The 14755-nt window shown below is 68.1% G+C and carries 11 protein-coding genes and 3 pseudogenes; 5 read left to right on the forward strand and 9 right to left on the reverse strand.

Going from position 1 to position 14755, the window contains the following annotated elements:
* Positions 1 to 63 precede the first annotated feature (63 nt).
* Positions 64 to 2160 (reverse strand): polyprenyl synthetase family protein, encoded by a 2097-nt coding sequence (locus tag WBG99_RS00825; protein WP_338894426.1) that lies wholly within the window; start codon positions 2158 to 2160, stop codon positions 64 to 66.
* A gap of 254 nt (positions 2161 to 2414) precedes the next feature.
* Here WBG99_RS00825 and WBG99_RS00830 point away from each other — a divergent pair, with 254 nt between their 5' ends.
* Complete coding sequence (locus WBG99_RS00830; protein ID WP_338894427.1) at positions 2415 to 3179, forward strand: IS5 family transposase; 765 nt, start codon at positions 2415 to 2417, stop codon at positions 3177 to 3179.
* Between the two features lie 98 nt (positions 3180 to 3277).
* Here WBG99_RS00830 and WBG99_RS00835 read toward each other — a convergent pair whose 3' ends face one another.
* On the reverse strand, positions 3278 to 3628 hold the full coding sequence (locus tag WBG99_RS00835) for a group II intron maturase-specific domain-containing protein (protein ID WP_338894428.1): 351 nt from the start codon (positions 3626 to 3628) through the stop codon (positions 3278 to 3280).
* A 103-nt stretch (positions 3629 to 3731) separates the two neighbouring features.
* Here WBG99_RS00835 and WBG99_RS00840 point away from each other — a divergent pair, with 103 nt between their 5' ends.
* Both WBG99_RS00840 and WBG99_RS00845 read left to right on the forward strand, forming a co-directional pair.
* A complete protein-coding gene (locus tag WBG99_RS00840) occupies positions 3732 to 4115 on the forward strand; it encodes a hypothetical protein (protein ID WP_338894429.1) in 384 nt (127 codons plus the stop codon).
* Between the two features lie 20 nt (positions 4116 to 4135).
* Positions 4136 to 5143, forward strand: a complete 1008-nt coding sequence (locus tag WBG99_RS00845; protein ID WP_338894430.1) for an IS3 family transposase — start codon at positions 4136 to 4138, stop codon at positions 5141 to 5143.
* A gap of 486 nt (positions 5144 to 5629) precedes the next feature.
* On the opposite strand, the gene WBG99_RS00850 is transcribed toward WBG99_RS00845, so the two are convergent.
* From WBG99_RS00850 to WBG99_RS00870, 5 genes and pseudogenes are all read right to left on the reverse strand, one after another.
* Positions 5630 to 6289 (reverse strand): hypothetical protein, encoded by a 660-nt coding sequence (locus WBG99_RS00850; RefSeq protein WP_338894431.1) that lies wholly within the window; start codon positions 6287 to 6289, stop codon positions 5630 to 5632.
* Positions 6290 to 6921: 632 nt separating this feature from the next.
* A complete protein-coding gene (locus tag WBG99_RS00855; RefSeq protein ID WP_338894432.1) occupies positions 6922 to 8121 on the reverse strand; it encodes a hypothetical protein in 1200 nt (399 codons plus the stop codon).
* Positions 8122 to 8191: 70 nt separating this feature from the next.
* Positions 8192 to 8470, reverse strand: a pseudogene (locus WBG99_RS00860) (DIP1984 family protein); the annotation flags it as partial.
* Between the two features lie 219 nt (positions 8471 to 8689).
* Positions 8690 to 9457: pseudogene (locus tag WBG99_RS00865) on the reverse strand (transposase family protein); the annotation flags it as partial.
* 77 nt (positions 9458 to 9534) lie between these two features.
* A complete protein-coding gene (locus WBG99_RS00870) occupies positions 9535 to 9981 on the reverse strand; it encodes a hypothetical protein (protein ID WP_338894433.1) in 447 nt (148 codons plus the stop codon).
* 295 nt (positions 9982 to 10276) lie between these two features.
* On the opposite strand from WBG99_RS00870, the gene WBG99_RS00875 reads away from it, so the two are divergent.
* Complete coding sequence (locus tag WBG99_RS00875) at positions 10277 to 10747, forward strand: hypothetical protein (RefSeq protein WP_338894435.1); 471 nt, start codon at positions 10277 to 10279, stop codon at positions 10745 to 10747.
* Positions 10748 to 11120: 373 nt separating this feature from the next.
* On the opposite strand, the gene WBG99_RS00880 is transcribed toward WBG99_RS00875, so the two are convergent.
* Together WBG99_RS00880 and WBG99_RS00885 are read right to left on the reverse strand one after the other, a co-directional pair.
* The gene (locus tag WBG99_RS00880) at positions 11121 to 11801 is read right to left on the reverse strand and encodes a thioredoxin domain-containing protein (protein WP_338900162.1); all 681 of its coding nucleotides are present in this window, start codon (positions 11799 to 11801) and stop codon (positions 11121 to 11123) included.
* Positions 11802 to 12010: 209 nt separating this feature from the next.
* Positions 12011 to 12948: pseudogene (locus tag WBG99_RS00885) on the reverse strand (IS256 family transposase).
* A 373-nt stretch (positions 12949 to 13321) separates the two neighbouring features.
* Here WBG99_RS00885 and WBG99_RS00890 point away from each other — a divergent pair.
* Positions 13322 to 14749, forward strand: a complete 1428-nt coding sequence (locus WBG99_RS00890; protein ID WP_338894436.1) for a hypothetical protein — start codon at positions 13322 to 13324, stop codon at positions 14747 to 14749.
* Positions 14750 to 14755: the final 6 nt, after the last annotated feature.

Consider the following 14755-nt stretch of genomic DNA (forward strand, 5'->3'; position numbering starts at 1 on the left):
GCCCGGTATCTCTGCGCGGGCAGCCGGCGCAGAGATACCGTGCTCCTCCAGCCCCGGGACCAACTAGCGCGTGGACGGGGTCGGGGCGGCAGGCCAGCTGATCTCACGACGCAGACGCTCCAGGTCCGGTCCCGCGGCCGTGGTCTTCGGCTGGTACCTTTCGGACTCGTCCTGCCGCAAATCAAAGAACAGTTTCAACATATCGTAGATCGCCGCATACCGGTCACCCTGGCCGGAGAGGCCGGGCAACGTGCGGAAGAGCACGGGCACGTACTTGAATACCGCGTTGAACTGGGCACGCTTCTCCGCCACCTGGCGCTCCACACGCTCGATGGCTTCCGCGCGGCTACACCCCATTTCGTGACGGATCGCCCGGACCAGGTTGTAGGGGACCTGGTCTGCCTCGTCCTGGTCCACCCCCGCCATGTCGTTCTCAGCGAAGACGACGAAGAAGCCGAGATCCTCAAGACGTCGGACCATGCGGTGGCTGCGCACCGCCGGCGGCATCTCCCGGTCCTGCACGATCTCTGAGCACGCCATGCCGACCTCGAATCCACCGGTCGACCTCCGCAACGACAGCCAGTCCGCCGGTGAGGGGATGTAACCGCTGATGCGGTGGCGCGCCTCACGCTCGCAGGCATGGAGCCATTCCTCGATGTTGTCGAGCAATGCCTCCTGCCATCGCACTGTCCTGCCTTTACACAAGCGCGGCCACAACTGCGCCCAGGCCGTCGGGATCGCGCCGTGCGTCCACGGTGCGCCCGGGTCCTGGCGCAATGTCGCCACCAGTCCTTCCCTCAGTGCGGTGACAGCTTGCGGGTCCGTCAGTTGCGGATCCTCGAACAGGTCGTCCCACACGCCGAACAGCATGCCCAAGGCCGCGCTGGCCTGCCTCCTTTCGAAGAGGTCATCGTCATTGCCATCGGCGTTGCCGGCCCCATCCGCCACCCGAGGAAGGATCCGCTCAATCATCGACAGAGCGCCCGACAGCCGGTGATGGTCAGCCTCGGCTGGGGTGGCGGCGATGCCGGTCTCCACAAGCCAGCCCTTCAGCCACCGTGTGACCTGCTTAGCGTGCGCGCTGTTCTGGGGCTGAGGGGCCTGCCGGATCTGGTGGGGAATGGCCGCGGGGCGGGAAGCAGTGGGCCGGTCGAGTACGGCCCGAGCATAGGCCGTTAGTCCATCGAGTGCATGGGAGTGATCGGCAAGGCGGGAAAGCTGATCAGCGGCCTCGGTCATGTGTGCGTCGGCCACCGCCTGCGCCTCTTGCACGGCCCCGGAGGCGACAACGAGGTTCCGGGCACGCGCGGCTTCATCCTGTGTCATCTCCTTGCCCAAAAGGCGGCCAAGCTCGCGGTCGCGGGAAACCGCACGGATCACAGGCAGGGTATAGACACCCTCGGACAGATCCGTGTTGACGGGCTTGCCCAACTCCTCGACTGTGGACGTCAGATCGAGAATGTCATCGCGTAACTGATAGGCGTGCCCGAACTGCCAGCCGAACCCGGCCAGCGCCTCCTCCCAGCCATCCTGCCGACCGCCGACCCCGTTCGCCTCCATTGCCCCCAGCCGACAGGCCAAGGCGAACAGCTGCGCCGTCTTTCCACCGATCGCATCGAGGTAGGCCGGCTCGCTGCGCGAGGCCGAATACAGGTCGGCCGCCTCCATCACCATGCCGGCGCACATCCGTTCGTTCGCCATCGTCCCCTCAATGACTTCGCGCTGACCAAGCTGCGCCAGCATGTTGAGGCCGGTGAGCATCACGCAGTCCCCGGCGAGGATGGCGAGGTGATCACCCCATACCGCGTTGGCGCTGGGGCGGCCCCGGCGCTCGTGAGCGTGATCCACGACGTCATCGTGGTAGAGCGCGCCCAGGTGCAGCATCTCGACGGCTGCGGCGGCGAGCACTGCCCGGTCGTCGGCCGGCCTCGAAGGGTCCGTGAGAACGTAGTACGAGAGCAGAGCAAGGGTGGGACGGACCAGGCCGCGGGACGTACCGGGCCCTTCCTGCGTCAGCGCGTCGAGTTCGGGCCTGCCCTGGATACGCACCGGTCCCAGAGCCTCACGGACCCTGTCCAAGTCCGCCTCCAGACGTGGGAAGACAACAGGATCAATCCCAGAAGGTGACATATTGCGCTCCTGACGCTGGTCGGGGTTCACCGAGCGCGAGGACAGCCGACACGTCGCACAGGATGCCGCAGCACCCGCCCCCGTCATGACCACCCCGCACGCCTCACCGCCAGGAAACAGGAGCCTGTCAAAGTACGCGTGCAGGCGTGAGCTAAACCACCTAATCGCATGAACTGAGCCGTTTCCAACCTGCGGGCAGCGCTGGCGAGTTAGGCTGACAACATGGTGAAGCCCCTGGCAGATGGGTTCTCGACCAAGAGAACCGTCTCCACCAGAGGCTTCACGTGCTTGTCTACCCGTCCGGCGTCGACGTGTCCAGTTCCGCCCTCCGCTTCCTCACGCAGCAGTTGCGGCGGCACCGCCGTGCGATCGGCTCCCGGTGGCGGCGCCTGAGCGTCGGCCGCCAGGCCCTGCTCACTCTCGCCCATCTACGGATGGGCCACACGTATGCGCAGCTCGCGGCCGGGTTCGGCGTCGGCACCACGACGGCTTACCGCTATGTCACCGAGGCGGTCGAGCTCCTGGCCGCTCTCGCCCCCCGTCTGGCTGACGCGGTGCGGACCGCGTCAGTGAAGGCGTATCTGATCCTGGACGGCACGCTCCTGCCGATCGACCGCATTGCCGCGGACCGGCCGTTCTATTCCGGCAAACACAAGAGGCACGGGATGAACGTGCAGGTCATCGCCGACCCCTTCGGCCGATTGCTGTGGGCCTCACCGGCCCTGCCCGGCGCCGTCCACGACGTCCGCGCGGCCCGCGAGCACGGCATCGTCGACGCCCTCGCCGAGGCCGACATCCCGTGCTGTGCCGACAAGGGATACCGGGGCGCCGGCGGCACGGTCCGTATCCCGTGCAGGGGACGGTGGGAGGTCCTCTCCGCAGGCCAGAAGGCGGTGAACCGGTCCCACGCAAAGATCCGGGCCCTCGTCGAGCAGGCCGTCGCCACCCTCAAGTCCTGGCGGCTCCTCCGCAAACTGCGGTGCTCGACCACCCGGATCACCATTCTCGTCCAGGCCGTCCTCACCCTTCATCTGACCAGCTCAAAGTGAGGGTGCAGGGTCGGGGGCTGGCGCGGTGGCGGAGTACGTCCGCTCCGTTTCCAGCCCCCGCCGCTTCGAACCGTGCATGCGGTTCTCCCGCACACGGCTCACCGACGCCGTTTACCGGCGGCATTCGGTCTTTCCCGCCAGGGCTTGCCTGCCCTGGGTGCCACGACGGTTCCGTACGGGCTGATCAGTCCGAGTTCGTTCGGGGACGCGACGGTCAGTACCCACCAGCCGAACGCCCGGCTGCGCCGGTGTTTCCTGCTGATGAAGTGCGCGACGCGTTCCCTTGCGAATCTGCCGATCTTGCTGAAGCGTTGGGCGGAGTGGCCGTATCTGAAGTACGCCATCCAGCCCCGGAGGAACAAGTTGAGGTCCTCCACGATCGCTTGCGGCTGCAGCGGGAGCCTGCGCCGGGCGGTGATCTCCCGGATCCGGTCGCGGGCATGCTGCATCGCCCTGTTCGAGGGCCAGCGGGCGCCCTCTCTGTCAGCCTTGGGTGAGACGTCCCGCTCTGCGGGGTTAGCCTGAGAGGGCACGACAGGAGAACCGCCCCATATGCCCAGCACTGAGCCCGTCGGGTCCGACCCGGCACCGAGGCCGAAGCGCCGTACCTTCACCTCCGAGTACAAACTGCGGATCGTCGCCAAGTACGACGCCGCGCCCAGGAATGAAAAGGGTGCGGTCCTGCGCCGGGAACGGCTCTACCACTCGCACGTCAAGGAGTGGCGGGCCGCCCGGGATGCCGGGGCCCTGAAAAGCCTGGTCGACCGCCGGACCAGCCCGGCCCGTGCGAAGAAGTCCGCCGCGGAGGTGGAGAACGAGAAGCTGCGCCAGCAGGTGGAGCGGCTGCAGAAGGACTTGGCCCGGAACAAGGCCGCACTCGAGGTGATGGGAAAAGCTTCCGCGCTCTTGGAAATGATCTCCGAGAGCGCGGACTGAAGCACACGGCCGATCCCGTCGTGGACACCGCGTTCACCGGCGTCGAAGTCCAGGTGGGCATCACGGCCGCGTTCCGGCTGACCGGCCGGTCCAGGGCCACCCACTACCGCGGGCTGAAGCCCCCGGCGCCCCGCAGACCCCGCTCCCAGGCCCAGGTGCAGCCCTCGGCTCTGACCGGTGAAGAACGCGCAGCGGTACTGGAGTTGATGAACAGCGCCGAGTACGCGGAGCTGCCGCCCGCGCAGATCTGGGCCCGTGAGCTGGACGCGGGCCGCTATCACTGCTCCATCTCCACGATGTACCGGATCCTGCGCGAGAAGGGCCAGGCCGGCGAGCGCCGCCGTCAGGCCACCCACCCGGCCAAGACCGTGCCCGAGCTGGTCGCCACCGCCCCCTCGCAGGTCTTCACCTGGGACATCACCAAGGTGGCCGCACCGGCCAGGGGCATCTGGTACCACGCCTACGTCGTCATCGACATCTTCAGCCGCTACATCGTCGGTCACACCGTGGAGCGCGCCGAATCAGCCGAGCGGGCCGAGGAGTTGATCCGCGAGACCATCGAACTGGGCGGCATCGTGCCCGAGGCGGTCCACGCCGACCGGGGCACCTCCATGACGTCCAAGAAGGTCTCGCAGCTGCTGATCGACCTCGGTGTCACCCGAAGCCACTCGCGGCCGAAGGCCTCCAACGACAACCCCTACAGCGAGGCCCAGTTCAAGACCACCAAGTACATGTCCGACTACCCCGAACGGTTCGACTCCCTGGCGCACGCACGCGAATGGTTCGAGGCGTTCACGTCGTACTACAACCATGAGCACCGGCACTCGGGCATCGGCTGGCACACGCCGGCCAGCGTCCACTTCGGCACCGCCGAGGAGGTCCGCGACCAAAGAGCCGTCACCCTGGCCGCGGCCTACACCCGCCACCCCGCACGCTTCGGCCGCCGCCCCACCCCACCCGAGATACCTCAGAAGGCGTGGACCAACGATCCCGCCAAGCGCAGGGAACCCGCACCACAGAGCTCATAGCATCGCAACGTCTCACTGGACTTGAAATCTTCCGGGCCTCGCTCCAGGCGGACCTGGCGCGAGGCCCTGGACCGCGGTAACCGTCTTGCCGCCCGCGTCAGGCATCTGGAGACCAAGCTCTCTGAACTCCTTGGTGAACAGACCTGGCGCGAGTCCGGTCTCACGGCCCTCGACGACGTTGAACAGCTCAAGATCCAGATCACCACGCTGCAGCAGCAGGTGATCGACTGTCTGGTCAGCTCAAGGAGCGTAACGAGGACCTGCAGGCCGTTCAGATGAACTGGCCCGGCGGTAGTGGGACGGTCTGGTTCTGCGACTGTGGTGAGCAGTTCTGGCCCAATGACGAGGGGGTCCCCAACTGGCGCGACAGTACGGTCCGTAGGGAGCGGCCTGAATGACTCAAGAGCTCGTGCAGCGGGACCAAGTTCGGGTGGATTAGCTCCTCTGCTCTCCAGCAGCGGGGCGGGTCCCGGCGTGGCCGCCCGGTCAGGCCTCGGGCGCGGCGGAAGGCGCGTCCCCGTTCTGGGCCTGTCGGGCCCGCTTGGCAAGCACCGTGGCCAGGTCCCGGACACTGTCCTCATTGACGCCGTCCTTGTCTTTGTCCATGGAACCCACCAGCGTCCACAGCAGCGTCGTGCCGACCCGGGTCTGGGTCACAGCGCCGGGCTCACCGAAGTAGCCGGAGGAACCGAACCGGGCGTCGCGCTCGTCTCCGATCGGGCCGAGGCTGAACGTCTTGGCCCGCTGTCCCGCCTTCTTGCCGTAGTAGCCGTCCCAGAGCACGTCGTACGCCTTACGGGCGGCCTGTTCGCTGTCGTAGGCGATGATCAGAAAGGTGACGGTGGCGGCGTTGTCGTTGTGCCGGAAGGTCGAGGCGCCGAAGAAGCGGGAGTTCTCGCAGCCCGCGTTGCCCTTGATGGGGCAGGCCTGCGAACGGTAGAGCTTGTCCATTTCAACGGTCGTGGGTCGAGCCGACTCCTTCCAACGCTTCATGGCCACGCCATCCGGCAACGTCTCCCGTACCTGTTCCTTCGTGAGCGCCACCGCCTTGCCGTTCCAGCTGTCGCTCTCCGCGCCACCGCCGCAGCCGGCCAGCAGCAGTGCCGCCGCGATCGCCACGCACCACCGGTAGTTCCTCATGGCCATGCCACCACCCCTCGAGCGGTGATCTTACGTGGACCGCCGTCGCGAGTGATCTGCTGACCGATGCCGGTAGAAAGTCACATGATCAACAACTTCTGTTAGGGCCTCTTAGCCGGCGCCGGTTGCGGACCTCCAGGAGCGGCGAGATGTACCGGCCGCCGATTGACAGGGTGAGCACTGAGGTCACGATCGCGATGAGGACGTGGTGCCCCGTGAGAGCATCTAGTCAGGCATGGGCGGCCGTAGAGCGCGGATCGGTAGCTGCGGCTGCGCCCTCCGCTGACCTATGAGTGGTGTGCATCGTGAAGTTGCTGGTCACGGGTCTGGTGTGAGGAACGGGAGAGCTACTCGTGCTGGTCGGCGGCTGGTGTCCATGGTGAAGATCGTCTGACTGGTCGGCCGGGGCGGTTCTCGGGTTCTGCTGCGCCTGCTGGGAGGGCCCGCCTACGATCCGTCACCGTGCGGATACGCGACCAGATCGACGGGAGGGTACGGGGATGTCCGAGCTGGAGCGGATCACGGCGCGCCGGAGTGAGAGTCTCACCAATGAGAGTGAGTAGTGCTCGCGGCAGGGGCGCCGGCCTTCGTGGCCGTGCCGGTGGCGGCGCGTATCGGCCGGTTGCCGGCCGAGAAGGTCAGCCGCCGCGCTTCAGGCGTACGACGACGGGGGCGCCGAAGGGATCGCCGGACTGGTTGACCTGGACGTGTCCGGCCCCCAGCCAGTCGTCGGTGCCGGGCACTCGGTGGATCTCCTCCAGCCACAGCGACTGGTTCGACCCCTTGCGGGCACCGGTCGACAGCGGCAGGCGGTGGCGCTTGATCTTCACACACCGGCCGTCGTCGGTCAGGTACCAGTTGCCGCTGAGGAACAGGCCCTCGTCGTCCTGACCCACCGGGATCCGCAGAGTGCACCCGCCGGGCGCGGGCGACTGCTCGACCCACTTCGAGCCGTCCCAGCGCAGCCGGATGTACTCGTCCGCGGGTTCGTCCTCGACCTCGCCGTGGTTGAAGGTGTTCATGCCGTACGCGCGCACCTCACCGCTGTCGAGCGCGAAGACCTGGCCGAGGCCGGCGCCGGGCTCCGGCGGAATCGGCTCCTCGAAGCGGGCCTGTGGAGCCTCCACCGACGTCCAGGACGTGCCGTCCCAGTGCATCGAGGCGGGCTGGCTGTACCGCTCGCCGTGGCCCAGCTCGGTGCCCGGCCCGGTCGAGCGGCTGCCGACCGCCCAGACGTCGTCCGGTCCCGCCACGGCGAGGTCGGAGGCGCCGTACGGCAGCCGGGTCGTGGTCCAGGACGTGCCGTCCCAGTGCTGGGCGGTCCGCTCGCCGTCGAGGGCCCAGATGTCGTCCGGGCCCGCGGCCTCGAAGTCCCTGACTTTGCCTGGCGGGGGGTTCGGCACCGCGGACCAGCGGGTGCCGTCCCACTGTGCCCAGGGGTTCACGCCGGTGCGCTGTGCGGAGGTCTGCGGCCGCAACCACAGTGCTTTCTCGCCGACTTCTTCGAACAGTGGCGGGTAGTCGGTGGTGCCGAGAGCTTCGGGAAGGGGCTCGCGCTTCCACTGCGTACCGTCGTAGTGGAGCAGGTGGGCGTTGGCCGTGCCGTTGTTCTCGGTCCCGACCGCCCAGATGTCGTCCTCGGCCAGGACGGCGACATCGGCGAGCTTTCCGCTGAAGTCCGCGATGTGCTCGAACTCCCAAGTGAGGGAGCCCGCAGCGGCCTTCGGCGGGGCGCCCTGGCCGCCGGATTCCGCCGTGCCGGCGGAGCCAGTGGTGCCGGAGCCGGCCGGATCGGAGTCCGTGCCGCACCCCGCAGCCGTGAGCAGCAGGGCAACCACGCAGAGACGGGCTGAAATGGCGGCAAGGCGGCGGGGTGGATACATGTGGCAAAAGCCTGCACCGTGCGACTTACGAGCCGGTAACGGCCGGGTCCGGATCGCGCCTCAATCGATCGGAGCACTTCAGTTGGCGCGTCCCGCCAGGTGTGGCGTCCGCCGCGGCGGTGAGTACGGCGTGCCGCAGGCGCAGTGCGTCCCGGCGGGCCAGTGCGTCGGTCAGGGTGCCGTCGGGGCCTATGTCCACCGTGGCGTTCGTGCGGTTGATCCGGCGGATCAGTGCCTCAAGCTCCGTGAGCACGTGATCTGTCTCGGCCAGCAGCTCCGTCGTGTCCTCGGCGGGCGTCTTGCCAGGACAGACGCGGAAGGCGGCACCACCACGCGGATCGGTGGCGCCGCCTTTCCGGAGCGTGAGCCGAGCGGCTGGGTTGGGCCGTCTCCCAAGGCAGGGAGACAGTCGACGCTAACTGAGCAGTGTGCATCGTGAAGTTGCTGGTCATGGGTCTGGTGTGCGTGAGGCTTGGGAGGCTCGTGCTGGTCGCGGGCGGATGACTTCGGTGTAGATCACCGGTCAGCGGGCGATTTCACGGTTCGTCAGGACCAGCAGGGCCCTGACCAGCGTGGTCGCCCACTTCGGGTCGGTGCGGACCTTGCCCAGGACCCTCCAGTTCTTCAGGTGGGCGAAGCCGTGCTCGACCGGGGCGCGGACCGCGGCCAGCGCCTTGTTGGACAGCTTCTGGCCTCGTGTCAGGGGCCGGTTCCGGGCGGCCCTGTAGCCGGTGATCACCGCCGGGTCGGCGTCGGGGCCGCCGTCGTCGAGGCCGATGAATCCCAGGTCGGCGATGGCGCCGAGCCCGACTTCCCGCAGTTTCCGGGTGAGCTGGTCGTGCCGGCAGGCGGTGATCTCCGATGTGCGCCCGGGGCGGGCCGCCGAGATCCACAGCAGTCGGCCCCGGTCGTCGGTGAGGGCGATCACGAGCAGGCCGTGGCATTTGTTCTTGCCGGAGTAGTTTTTCCGGTTTTCCTTCCCGGTTCTGCGCCGGGTGCGGATCACCGATCCGTCCAGCAGTACGATGCCGCCGCCCATTCGGGCGATCTTCTTCAGGGCCCGGTCCAGGCGTGGGGCGCGGGCGGCGAGCAGGCCGACGACCTCCCTCACCCATCAGGTCACGGTGGTGCGGTGCACTCCGTTGCCGCCGGCCAGGTCGCCGGGCCGCTGGTCACAGCGCAGCACTGCCAGCACGATGGTGGCGATCTTCCCCGCGGGCAGGACGCGCCACCGCGAGCCGATCTTCTTGGGGTGGCCGCGTATCAGGTCGGCGAGCCAGTTCAGGGTGGCACACGGAACTGTTGTTTTTCTTCACACAAACTCAACTGCCGTCGGGGGCCCGTCAGTTACGGGCGCGCCCCGCGCATTCACGGACGTGCAGCGAACCGCCCGTCGGGCCGTTCGTGCAGCCAGCCGCGGTCGGCGAGCTTGGTCATCTTGGCCCGCAGAGGTTCCAGCTTGCCGCGCACCGAGGCGTCCAGGCCCAGCCGCTCGCCGACCGCCCTGACCTGCACCGGGCCGTCGGCCTCCCGCACGATCGCCAGGATCTTGCGGTAGTCGCCGGGCAGCGCGCCCTCGTCGGCCGCGTCGCTGCGGTGCGGGATGAGCAGGACTGCCCGCCCGGCCACCTGCGCCGATACCGGAGCGACATCCCCGGCGTCGGCCTGGACCTGCTCGGCCAGGCGGTTCAACACCCGCTCCGCGATCGCCAGTTCGTCCCGCTCGACCTGGACCTCCTGAAGCTGCTTGGTCAACTCCTCGGCGAGGGCGTCCAGTTCACTCCGGCGGGCGGTGATCCACTGCCGCTCCTGCATCACCCGCGCCCTCCCGCGTCCTCACGGCGTGCCGACCTGCTGACGGATCGTAGGCGGGGGCCGGTCGTGGGCGCAGCCGAACCCGGCATCCCGCCGGAGCCGTACCTGCCCGATGATCTACGCCATGGTCATCGTCCGCCGACCGGCACGAGTACCCAACTCGCCATTCACACCAGACCCGTGACCTGCGACTTCACGATGCACACCTCTCAGTGATCCGCGTGCGGCGCTGCGCGCCTCGATCCGCGCCTTCCAGCGCACGCGCGACCTCCTTGCGAGCCCGGGTCGGCGCCTGGTGCTGCTGCGATCAAAGGAGCCGTTGCTGGTTCTCGCCGACGGCGGAGTGGCCTTGCGTCGCAAGGACGGCACGTTCTGCATCACTCCCCCGCTTCTGTCCGACACGATCGAGGTCTTCGCCCCGCTGTCGCCGAGGTGTCTGTTGATCTCCACGTCCCGCGCGCACTGTCGCGCGCGGGACGGCCTGACCCGCAAGATCGCGGCCAAGGCCAACGCCGGTGCGGCCGCCTGGTGCCAGGACGCCGTCTACCGGCTGCCGTCCATGTCCTGGCCCGCCCGACTGCAGCTCGCCGATGCTCCGTTGCAAGTCCGGGCACCGAGCCTGTCCGCCGTTCCCGCGCAGCGCCCACCCGGCCCCGCCCCGGCTCACCCCAAGATCCGCCACGACGATCTGCGCGCCGTCCTGGAGCAGCTCAGCGAGGCCTCGGCGTATTCGCCTCCGTTCGCCGACCCCGGTACGGGGACGTGACGTCAGCAGGCCATACGGAAGCTGCCTTGGCCGACCCCGTGAGATTCCAGCTCTCGCTGCGGTGAGGGACCGACGAGGGCGGCACGGTGCCACCCCGGTCGGTCGAGTCCCGGCCGGTGGATCCTCATTCCTTGTTGCTGCGCGGCTCAGGGCGGGGACCGGTGGCTCCTGTCGCGGGGCCGGTGACACTGCCCACCCCAAGTCTGGCCGCTGCGTGGCGCTGGATCGATCCTGCTGACCATCCGGCACCGGACGGTGCGGTTCGTTGTAGTGGCATGGCACTCGACACGGGATTCCACGGCCAACCGAGGGCCGCGGCAGCGCCGTTCTTCCTTGCCGAGCCGCTTGAGCTGGCGGCGCAGGGCCCGGTGGTTTACAGAGTGGTGTCCTCCCACTCTCCGGGCTGGTCGTGGATCTTCTGCAGCAGTTCGGCGAAGGTGTCGCTCTCCAGGAGGAGGGCGTTGTACAGCAGCGGGATCCGCTTGTCGTTGATCTCGGCCGTGGGTGTACCTGGGCCTTCGGGTTCCTTGGCTCCCCCGGCCTTCTCGTAAGCCTTCTGGGAGGCGGTAACGAAGCCGCGGTACTTCATAAATCTCACCGCCGCGTCGAACTCCGGGCCGCGCAGGCCCTCCACCTTGCCGGCCAGTCGAAGCAGGTAGGCGTCCGTGTAGCCGTCGATGCTCTCCTCGGGCTGGTTGGCGTAGAGCACCTCGTGGTACTCCACGAACTTGCCTTCCTCCAGCGCGGCGCGCAGCGCGTTGACCGCCTTCTTCGAACCGGTGCCGCCGACCCGGTCGTCCAGGAAGGAGGCGAGGGTGTACTCGGCTCTTGTCCAGCGTTCGAGCATTGCCTCTCGCAGTTGCGGACCGCCGCCGGTGGTCTCGAAATCCTCGCAGTACGGACAGCGGGGATCCTCATACAGGTGAACCTTCACCGGCGCGTCGGGATCGCCGACCGTGATGGTGGTGCCGTCCGCACCAAGTTTCTCCGGTAGCTCCTCAGCGCTCGCGAAGTCAGACCCGTACTGCGCCTCTCGCTGCCCGCACCCCACCATCACCAGCACTGCGGCCGCGCACACCACAGCCCACCGCCCCGCACGCACCATGCGTCATCCCCTCCCCTGAGAACAGCGCGACCTTAGATCATCCGTACGACAGCCGCACCAGCGAAACCCTTCACCAGGCCCGGGCGGCCAGCGCCGCCGTGTGTCTGGGTGTGGGGTGCTGGGAGTAATTGTCAAGAGTTGTGGATCAGTGGGGTTGCTCAGGCGGCGGCGACTTCAGGGCGTTCTACGAGGTGACCGTTCTTGAAGCGGGCGCCGTTGCGGACGAGGGCGACAAGGTGGGGTGCGGTGATCGCTCGCCAGCGGGCCTGGGCGGACTCGACGAGCTTGAACACCATCGCCAGGGCCGCGGCCGGGCTGCCGGCCCCGCGGGTTACCTTGGTCCTCAACTTCACGGTGCTGAAAGTGGACTCGATGGGATTTGTCGTGCGCAGGTGCACCCAGTGCTCGGCGGGGAAGTCGTAGAACGCGAGGAGCTCGTCGGCCTCGTCGGTGATCTTCTTGGCCGCTTTCGGCCACTTCGCTCCGTAGGCACGCTCGAAGTCCCTGACCGCCTTCTCGGCGTGGTCACGGTCCTCGGCGTTGTAGATCTCCTGCAGGGCCTTCTTCGCGCCGGGCTGAGCCGACTTCGGTAGCGCGTTCATGACATTGCGGACCTTGTGAACCCAGCACCTCTGGTGTCTGGCCTGGGGAAACACCTCTGCGAGGGCCCTCCACAGGCCCATCGCCCCGTCGCCGACGACGAGTTCGGGATCGCGCATGCCGCGTCGGCGGCAGTCACACAGCAGATCCGCCCATGACTCGGTCGATTCACGCAGCCACGGCACCACGGCGCGAGGATCTTCGACGAGAACCGCTTGCGCTCACCGGTCTCCACGTCGACGCGCTTGTCGTTCACGCGGGGCGCCTTCACCACGACCGGCCCGGCGGCGGTGGTCACCGTCCGCTCGCGATGATGGCCGTTGCGGGCCACCAGACGGCGGCCGACCTCGTCCCGCTCACCAGCCAACTCAGCCATGTACTGGTTGACTTCGGCCTCCAGGGCCGCGGCGAGCATCCGCCGGGCACCCTCACGGACGATGTCGTCCATCAGGGATCCGGTCTCGGTGGTTCCGTCGTTGTTGACTACGCTGAGCACGGGCGTGCCTTCCCAACCCGCGGTGCAACGCGGGTCTACTCGGTGACCATCAATCGATCACTCGGGAAGGTACGCCCTCCGCGTTTCGCGAGGCACCCCTCCCGAGGCCGATCCACAGGTCTTGAGCATTGCTCCGATCAGGACCGGCTGGGTCGGGGACGGCAGGGGGTTCACGCGGGACAGGTTGGTCAGGCGGGCGGCGGCCCGGCGCGCGTCCGATTCGGGATTCGTCGGCATTCGAGCGAAGTTGCAGGTACACGGCTCCGCAACTCCGTACCATGTGCCTGCACTTGACCATCTCGGCCCCTCACCGCACCGCATACAGACCTCATGGAGGCGCGATGTCGTCAGACGGCTCGACCGTGGCGCGCGCTTGAACGGCCCGGATGCGGTTCTGGACGAACTGACCCGGATCCTGCTGCGCCTCGACGGCTTCCGGGACGAGCAGACGCGCCGGGTGCTCCTGGAGGAACTGGCGGCGGAGACCGGTGAACAGATCGAGGTCGGGGGAGCCGATTCTCTCCAGCAGGCGCGCTCCCTGATCCGCCAGTGCACACGGCGGCCCGACGTGATGCCCGTTCTCGTGGACCTGTTGCGCGACTTCCACGGAGACATCGCCGAGACGCTGCGCTTTCGTGAGCTGACGCCCCGGCTCGCCTCGCCCCCGCTGCTCACCGGGGACGAGCGCGACGAGTTGCTGAGCATGCTTCACCCTCGGGAGAACGACAGTTGGCGCGGCGCCTACGCCTGGGCGGCGCCACTGGTCCCGGAGCGGCCGGAAGACCTTCGGCACGCCCTGGAACTACTGGAAGACCTCATCAGTCCGTCCAGGGACGTCCCCCCGCTCGTGCGCTTCGTTCTCGCACTCGCCGATCGTTCGGCGCCACACGACCGTCGGCGCCTGCGGGAGTGGGCGGACCGGGTCGCCGAACGCCTCGGCGTCCCCGCCGTGCGAGAGGCCGGCCCCACCGTCCCCGACCGCCCTGGGCCACGGGAGAGCGTGACCCTGGTCCTGCGTCTCCAGCCCTTTCTGCCGGGGCGTCCGGAGTATCTGCTCTCGGTGTGGCTCGGCCACGGGGACCGGCAGTGGATGCCCCTCGTCCATGAGGACGAGCCGCAGCGCCTCGACCAGATCTCGGCCAGGATCGACGATTTCCTCGTCACCGCGCGCGAGTACGACCGTGACGGACCGAGCCGTATCGAGTTCATGTTGCCCCGCGAACTGATCAACCTGCCCGTGGAGCAATGGCCGGTGTCGGAGTCCGTCAGCGGCCCGGAGCAGCCGCTGGGGTGTCTGTATCCCGTCGTCGTACGGGACCAGGACCGCCAACGCGATCCCGATGTACGCCGGTTGTGGGAGGCCAAGTGGCGGCGACTGCGGCACGAACACCTGGACGCCTCGTCGTCCCTCCTGTTCGACGCCGGGCACTCGGACGCGGACCGACGCGACCTGGTGCCGCGGATGCAGCCCGCTCTCTGCGTGTTGTTCGCCGGGACGGCGACCTGGGACGAGCGGGGGAACAGGCTCCAGGAACACCTGGAGGTAGCCCTGGAGTCAGGGGTGCCCATCATGCTGTGGGACCGCAGAGGCGGGACCGAGAGCACGCACTTCTTCAGGGAGAGTCTGGCTCCCGAACTGGCCGACGAGGGGGGACGCGCCAGACTTCCGCACACCATCCTGGACTTGCGCAGACGAACCGCGGAGCTGGACGACACGTACCGGTTCGCCGGCCTCGCTCTGCTCTGGGACGACCCGGAACGCTCCCCGGTTCAGGCCGGAGGGTTCCAAGCACCTATGTGAGACCTC

Origin of the sequence: Streptomyces sp. TG1A-60 (genome assembly GCF_037201975.1) — a bacterium.
GTDB lineage: Bacteria > Actinomycetota > Actinomycetes > Streptomycetales > Streptomycetaceae > Streptomyces.